Genomic DNA, 7,349 nt, shown 5'->3' with positions numbered 1-7,349 from the left:
GGATCCTCGCAACGCAAAATCATGCAGTTAGGCCTCATGAGAAAACTGTACACCTAAGATGACAAGCATTTTCTACCAAAACTGGCATAGAAAAACAGCATGATTACCTATTATTCAACAAAGCCTCAAAGCGCTTAACCGGATCACGCTATTAGGAATGCCGAACAGTATTCGCATCACGTAACAATCGACCCGATGGGGCACAGTCGTTACAAGTTCTGATTTATTCAACAAAGCCAAAACAACCATGATCGGTGAAGTGCTTGCCAACAAAAAAGCACTGACATTTATTCTGTTAAGCGGGGTTGCAGGAGCGCTTTCCTGGTTATTCTATTTTTTGGCATTGAAAAGTGGTAATGTGGCTCAGGTTGCTCCCATTGATAAACTTAGCGTTGTGTTTGCTGTTATTTTGGCAGCCGTGCTACTTGGAGAGAAAATATCGCTGTTAGGCGGCGTTGGCGTAGCCATGATATCCGTTGGTGCACTACTGGTTGCATTAGGTTGAGGGTTTCCCTCGGTTTATGCCGAGGGCTTGTAAAAAGAAGGAACAACAGACCGTTAGCAGCAGGTTTAGATTAAGAAAATCTCATCGTATGACAACCGAGGCTCCTTCTTTTTTCATGTAAGCGACATATTGAATAAAATATAAATTGAGAATGCTGTTTATCCCTGCCGGTGAAATAAAAATAAAGATCATATTTATTTCTCAAACAATTTATCTTTTCTTTATAAACATGCGTCATCATTAAATAAACAGAATCACTCTTTCTTTTAATATTGATTTTTTTCAATGAACGAGCTGCACATGATTTATACTGAATAAAAACATTTTTTCTGTCCATATCGCTGTCCCATGAGATAAGAATTAAAAAAGTACTCTGCGGTATAACAGACTAACGCTGTCATATACCAGTTGATGTTACTTTTGCCTGCAATTGACCTTACGTTAGGGGGACGGGCCTCAACCAGTATGCTTGGTACACGAACGCTGCACCGTGTACCAAGAGCATACGCAGCGAAAAGCCTTCTCAATACTGAGAGCGTCGGTTTCACCGTTAATGGTTACAAATATGCATAATGATAATATCCAATAAACGATAAACGAAAGGCAAACCAATAAAAAAACACCCCCTCCATTAGTAGCGATACTCGATAAAAACTGATCATCAACTGACTGAGCAAACGATTACCATTGAAAACCTCAATGAATACCTTTCACTTTTATCTCTTCAGAAAAAGAAAAGACACATCATAGAACAAAAAAGATATAAATCTCACAACCGTTTTCATTTTAAGAAAATGATTACTATTCATATATTTTGCTACGGATATCGCACGGTTACAATGAGTGTGATTTCAAAGGATAACAGTTACACAACGACTAAACAAAAAAAATGGACATTAGAGAAAACCATGCTATTAAATATAAATACAAAGCGCTGTAGACCAAGAGGGAGATTAATCCGCAAACATAAATTCTCATAAAACCAGATAATAAAATAAACACAAGGAAGTTTTTACATCAATCATTTATTAACTCACCATCGATGAATGTATTCACTCTACATAGAATCCAGGTGCATTTGCCCATGCAGACATTTTTTCGGGAACAACCGGTTAAATAGGTACTAGACGATGGAAAGAACTGTTGTACTCCTTCATTTTGATCGCTATTTTACTGTCGGCCTTGGACACCTCATCCATCAATGGTTCCATACCCAAAAACTTGAGGTCAATATTCAACATACCACTGAGCAACTTGAACAAGCGGATATTATTTTCACCACAGCGACTCAGCACGCACCGCGCTGGTGGCGTCAATTTCGCCGCAAACGGCATGCTACCTTACTTTTCTTGCTGGTAAAGCAGAAGAACACGCTCTGCTGTGGTTATGAAGACGGACAGCTGGCGCTAGGCGATCCACCAGAAACGCTGTCCGCGTTGTTAAATACCTTCATTGCCAGCCCTTCATCGTCTGGGATTCCATCCCACGTACAGAGATATAATATCATGCAGTGCCTCAGTCCACGCGAGCGGGAGGTATTATGGGGCTACAAACAGGGACTAAATAACAGTAAAATCAGTAAAATATCAGGAATATCCATTAAAGCCATCAGCGCGTACCGTAATCACGCGATGCAGAAGCTGATGCTGAAAAACCATGCAGATCTCCACGAGTGGTTACACAGTATTGCCGCCGAAAACCTTTCCTGCTATTTCAAGCAGAAAAGACAAAGGACGCACAGGGCGTCCTCAGTCTGATGGCAAAGTCACTTTACCCCCTGTCATCCTCGGCAAAAGCCGGGAATGACGGTGGGTGTAGTGCTGTTTGTCAGCGCCCCCTAAAGGAATGCTTATTTGGCATTTGCCAGCACGGCGCTAACGATATCTACCGCTTCTTTCTCAATGCGCGCACGATGCTCCGCGCCCAGAAAACTTTCGCAGTAAATCTTGTAGGCTTCTTCCGTGCCCGACGGACGCGCCGCAAACCAGCCGTTATCCGTCATCACTTTCAATCCGCCAATAGAAGCACCGTTACCCGGTGCGGCCGTCAAACGTGCCGTGATCGGATCGCCGGCCAACGTACTGGCGGCAACCTGTTCAGGTGATAACCGCGACAGTGCCGTTTTTTGCGCGTGAGTCGCAGAGGCTTGAATACGGTTGTAACTCGGCGCCCCAAAACGGGCCGCCAGCGCATCATAGTGTTGCTGCGGATTTTTACCGGTTACTGCAGTAATCTCAGCCGCCAGCAAACACATGATGATGCCATCTTTATCCGTTGACCATGGCGTGCCATCGAAGCGCAGGAAAGATGCGCCCGCACTCTCTTCACCGCCAAAACCAAAGCTGCCATCGAATAAACCATCAACAAACCATTTGAACCCGACCGGCACTTCCACCAGTTTACGCCCGAGGCAGGCCACCACACGGTCAATCATGGCGCTGGAAACCAGCGTCTTGCCGACAGCGACAGATTGTCCCCACTGCGGACGATGACGGAACAGGTAGTCGATAGCAACCGCCAGATAATGATTCGGGTTCATCAGACCAGCAGGCGTCACAATGCCGTGGCGGTCATAATCAGGATCGTTGGCAAAGGCCAGATCAAATTTATCACGCAGCGCCAGTAATCCCGCCATCGCTGACTCTGAGGAGCAGTCCATGCGGATAACACCGTCATGATCCAAGGTCATAAAGCGGAACGTCTGATCGACCGCATCGTTGACCAAGCGTAAATTCAACTGGTAGTGCTCTGCGATGCGCTGCCAGTAGGCAATGCCTGAACCGCCCAACGGATCGACACCCAGTATCAGCCCTGCCTTCTGAATGGCGGGGATATCCACGACCTCACGCAATCCCTCGACATAAGGTTGCACCAGATCTTGCTCATGCACATGACCACTCTGCCAGGCTTTATCCAGCGTCAGGCGTTTTACTGCTTTTAACCCATCGGCTAGCAGGGCGTTGGCACGTTTTTCGATAACGCTGGTGACATTGGTATCAGCAGGCCCGCCATTGGGCGGATTATATTTAATACCGCCATCTTCCGGTGGATTGTGAGAGGGAGTAATCACAATCCCATCGGCCTGCGCATTACCTTTGCGATTATGCACCAGAATGGCATTGGAGATAGCGGGCGTCGGCGTAAAGCCATTGTCCTGCTGCACCACCACTTCAACGCCGTTCGCTGCCAACACTTCCAGCACTGAGATAAAAGCCGGTTCCGACAGCGCGTGGGTGTCTTTACCCACAAAACAGGGGCCGGTGATCCCTTGCTTTTTGCGTTCTTCAGCAATCGCCTGAGCGATAGCCAGAATATGCGCCTCATTAAAACTGTGGCGCGCCGCGCTGCCGCGGTGACCAGATGTCCCGAACTTCACTGCATGTGCGGCGTTATCCACATCGGGGCGTAATACATAATACTGTGACGTTAATTGCGCTACATTAATCAAATCACTTTGCCGGGTGGGTTGTCCGGCTCTGGGGTGATTAGCCATCGGCGTTCTCCCTGACGCTATTCGTTAAGACGCTATTTGCTAAATAGTACCGCACACTTTTTCGACAAGCTCCGTGGGGAACTGCATCGATTGCATGATTTGTTCAACCATGCTGCGTTTGCGATCCGTATTGGTATTGGTGATGACCCAGTAAGGCGTGCCCTGAATATGCTTGGGTTTGGTATGGACTCCATGCTGAAGCAGTGTGTGTTCGTCGCCGGCAAAATAAACGCGCGTGCGGCCATGAAGCTGCTCGGTTGCCGCAGAAAAAGCGCTCGGTTCGAGGCAATATAAGGTGGAGAGCACCAGCATAAAGCGATTGATGGATTTACTTTGCGCGGCGTATTCATCGGACAACAACAGTTCACGCACCGCCCTTACACCATCACGCGGTTTTGTGGCTACGCTCGCTGGTGCCTGCGCTTTCGTTGTGGCCGTTTCAGAAGCGGCGACAACCTGTCCTGCCCGGAAATTCAACATGCGACGCAGAATATCCGAGGCGCTTTCACCAATGTGCTGCGTGTGGCTGGCAATATAACGATACAGCTCTTCGTCGACCTCAATAGTTTTCATCTTTATCCAGTACTGTTTTTACTCTAATTAATCGGCAAGAAGTATAATAGGCGAATCAATACCACCGAACAGCGGCATTACACAAACAATATCGAAAGTCAGACGATCCCCCATCTGCTCCCTCGCCCCATTACCTGTAACCTGCAAAAAGCATAGTCTTCATTTTCCACAGGGCAACATCATCGGCAGCAGTCATGATACCCTAAGCGCCTGTGTCTCTGAATGAACTTCACCATGAAATTGAATTATCGCTTGCAAAATGCGCAACAGCCCACGCATGCATTGCCTATCGTATTGATTCACGGTCTGTTTGGTAATCTGGATAACCTGGGCATTCTGGCGCGAGATCTGCAAAAGCAGCACGATGTCATTCAGGTCGACTTACGCAACCACGGATTATCACCGCGCACGCCGGAAATGAACTACCCGGCCATGGCTGGCGATGTGAAAGCATTACTGGATGCATTAACCATCGATAACGCCATTATCATCGGGCACTCCATGGGAGGAAAAACCGCCATGGCGTTAAGTGCACAGATCCCTGACCGTATTGAGAAGATCGTCGCCATTGATATTGCGCCGGTGGATTACCAACTGCGTCGCCACGATGACGTTTTTGCAGCACTGCGTGCGGTTACCGCGGCTGGTGTCACCACGCGCACCGAAGCCGCTGCCATCATGCGTCATCACCTTAAGGAAGAAGGCGTGGTGCAATTTCTACTGAAATCCTTTCAGCAGGGAGAGTGGTGCTTTAATGTCCCGGTGCTGTGGGAGCAGTATGAGCACATCGTCGGCTGGGAAACCGTACCCGCCTGGCGCAAACCCATCCTTTTCATTCGCGGTGCGGCATCGCCTTATCTGGACGACCGCTATCGGGAAACGCTTTTGCAGCAGTTTCCCAATGCCAAAGCACATGTGATAGCAGGCTGCGGCCACTGGGTTCATGCAGAAAAACCCGATGCGGTTCTACGCGCTATTCACCGTTTCCTTGAAGAGCCACCCGCATAATCCGTAGCGATCGGCGGCAGTTACCCATTGTCGCCGCCAGCCTCGCTGGGGTATGATGGCGCCCGCAGTAGAGGGACGACTGAATCAGCCTTATGCACAGTAACCACATCATCAAAATGTCACGCTTAACCGAGACGTGCATTTTGGTCAGACTTCCTTGCAGCAGCACTACCTATGGCAAAAGAACAAACGGACCGTACCACGTTGGATCTGTTCGCGGATGAACGTCGGCCTGGTCTTCCCAAAACCAACCCGCTTTCACGCGACGAACAGCTTCGCATTAACAAGCGCAATCAATTGCGTCGTGACAAGGTGCGGGGCTTGCGCCGCATCGAATTGAAAATTAATGAGGAAGCCGTGGAAGCACTCAATAGCCTGGCTGAAATGCAGAACATCAGCCGTAGTGAACTCATTGAACGCATGTTGCTAGCGCAACTGGCGTGCAAAGACCTTTCATCCTGATACCTTGATTTCCGGCGTCATCCATGACGCCCTGTTTCCCTCCCTGGTAACAACATTGATGGGTAGACCGCTCGGTTAAAATTGTTCCCAGTTATCGTTTCCCGGTGGCAACGCCTTTTTTGTTGCTGTGCCACTGCCAGCACGCGCCAAGGCGGCAACCGGCGCAGCAGCAGGGGCGGCCACGGGCACGACGGATTCAGACAGTTGGAACACCGCCACAGTCCGGTTAAGCACCGCAGCCTGCTCTTCCAACGACAGTGCTGCCGCAGACGCCTGCTCCACGAGTGCCGCATTCTGCTGCGTCACACTATCCATTTCTGCCACAGCTCGTCCAACCTGTGCAATACCCTTGCTTTGCTCACCGGAAGCCAAGGCAATTTCCCCCATGATGTCCGTCACATTGGTCACGGCACGCACAATGTCACTCATGGTAACACCCGCATCTTCAACCAACTGCGAGCCAGTACCCACACAGTGTGCGGATTCGGCGATCAATCCCTCTATCTCTTTTGCCGCCTGCGCACTTCACCGGCAACCACCGCAAAACCACGCCCTTGCTCACCGGCCCGCGCTGCTTCAACAGCGGCGTTAAGTGCCAGAATGTTAGTCTGGAACGCAATACCGTTGATTACCGTAGTGATCTCGGCAATACGTTTTGAGCTTCCCGAAATCTCCGCCATGGTTTTCACCACGTTATCGACGATCCGCCCCCTTTTCGCGCCGTATTGGACGCTTGTAATGCCAATTGGCTCGCGTGATTGGCGTTTTCTGCGTTCTGTTTAACGGTTGCCGTCAACTGCTCCATGCTGGCCGCTGTCTCTTCCAGTGCAGAAGCCTGATGTTCAGTACGCGATGAGAGGTCGTTATTACCGGAAGCGATCTCGGAGGCGCCAAGGTAGATGGCAGCCGTGCTGGAGCGAATCGTACTGACTGTCGTCGCCAGACTGGTTTGCATATCCCGTAATAGAGGCAACAAACGCCCCACGCAGTTACGACCAAAATCATGAATCGGTTTGCCGAGTTGTCCGGAAGCGATAGCACTGAAGTGTTCGCGCAACGTATCGAGTGGTTTAACCAAACAGGGGCTTTGTTGAATAAATAGAAAGTTTGGGTAATCATCGGAACAGATCACCATAGTTGTTTCAAAATCAGGTCTCCATGGCAAAACAAAATTTTAAAATCACTAGGGCCTGTCATCAAATGCTTGGATAAGCGTGTATGATTGTCTACTTTGGCCTAAAAAGTAAGAGATGACACGTCGCTATGCACTTCGAGATGATCAATGGGCTAGGATTGAGACATTGCTTC

5 protein-coding genes and 2 pseudogenes are annotated in these 7,349 nt (G+C 49.1%); 4 read left to right on the top strand and 3 right to left on the bottom strand.

Features of this window, described 5'->3' with window-relative positions; all coding sequences use genetic code 11:
* Positions 1 to 253: 253 nt before the first annotated feature.
* Positions 254 to 505, top strand: a pseudogene (locus tag ACTBDZ_RS13045) (EamA family transporter); the annotation flags it as partial.
* A 1,130-nt stretch (positions 506 to 1,635) separates the two neighbouring features.
* Entirely contained in the window at positions 1,636 to 2,262 is a 627-nt protein-coding gene (locus tag ACTBDZ_RS13040) for a response regulator transcription factor (RefSeq protein WP_438815634.1), read from the top strand.
* Between the two features lie 92 nt (positions 2,263 to 2,354).
* Here ACTBDZ_RS13040 and pgm read toward each other — a convergent pair whose 3' ends face one another.
* The gene (gene pgm / locus ACTBDZ_RS13035) at positions 2,355 to 3,998 is read right to left on the bottom strand and encodes a phosphoglucomutase (alpha-D-glucose-1,6-bisphosphate-dependent) (RefSeq protein ID WP_438815633.1); all 1,644 of its coding nucleotides are present in this window, start codon (positions 3,996 to 3,998) and stop codon (positions 2,355 to 2,357) included.
* A gap of 39 nt (positions 3,999 to 4,037) precedes the next feature.
* The gene (seqA, locus tag ACTBDZ_RS13030) at positions 4,038 to 4,571 is read right to left on the bottom strand and encodes a replication initiation negative regulator SeqA (RefSeq protein ID WP_438815632.1); all 534 of its coding nucleotides are present in this window, start codon (positions 4,569 to 4,571) and stop codon (positions 4,038 to 4,040) included.
* A 222-nt stretch (positions 4,572 to 4,793) separates the two neighbouring features.
* Between seqA and ybfF the strand changes: the two genes are divergently transcribed.
* Both ybfF and ybfE read left to right on the top strand, forming a co-directional pair.
* Positions 4,794 to 5,579, top strand: coding sequence for an esterase (ybfF, locus tag ACTBDZ_RS13025; RefSeq protein ID WP_438815631.1), 786 nt, complete (start codon positions 4,794 to 4,796; stop codon positions 5,577 to 5,579).
* A 174-nt stretch (positions 5,580 to 5,753) separates the two neighbouring features.
* The gene (gene ybfE, locus ACTBDZ_RS13020) at positions 5,754 to 6,041 is read left to right on the top strand and encodes a LexA regulated protein (protein WP_438815630.1); all 288 of its coding nucleotides are present in this window, start codon (positions 5,754 to 5,756) and stop codon (positions 6,039 to 6,041) included.
* Positions 6,042 to 6,116: 75 nt separating this feature from the next.
* On the opposite strand, the pseudogene ACTBDZ_RS13015 reads toward ybfE, so the two are convergent.
* Positions 6,117 to 7,122: pseudogene (locus tag ACTBDZ_RS13015) on the bottom strand (methyl-accepting chemotaxis protein); the annotation flags it as partial.
* Positions 7,123 to 7,349: the final 227 nt, after the last annotated feature.

Source organism: Symbiopectobacterium sp., assembly GCF_051710365.1.
GTDB lineage: Bacteria > Pseudomonadota > Gammaproteobacteria > Enterobacterales > Enterobacteriaceae > Symbiopectobacterium.
Note: the sequence above shows the minus strand (reverse complement) of the source record. Positions and strands in the feature narration are given on the sequence as shown.

Excerpts from the sequence above, each read along its gene's own strand:
- ACTBDZ_RS13040 (WP_438815634.1), top strand. The coding sequence starts at position 1,636 with ATGGAAAGAACTGTTGTACTCCTTCATTTTGATCGCTATTTTACTGTC.
- pgm (WP_438815633.1), bottom strand. The coding sequence starts at position 3,998 with ATGGCTAATCACCCCAGAGCCGGACAACCCACCCGGCAAAGTGATTTG.
- seqA (WP_438815632.1), bottom strand. The coding sequence starts at position 4,571 with ATGAAAACTATTGAGGTCGACGAAGAGCTGTATCGTTATATTGCCAGC.
- ybfF (WP_438815631.1), top strand. The coding sequence starts at position 4,794 with ATGAACTTCACCATGAAATTGAATTATCGCTTGCAAAATGCGCAACAG.
- ybfE (WP_438815630.1), top strand. The coding sequence starts at position 5,754 with ATGGCAAAAGAACAAACGGACCGTACCACGTTGGATCTGTTCGCGGAT.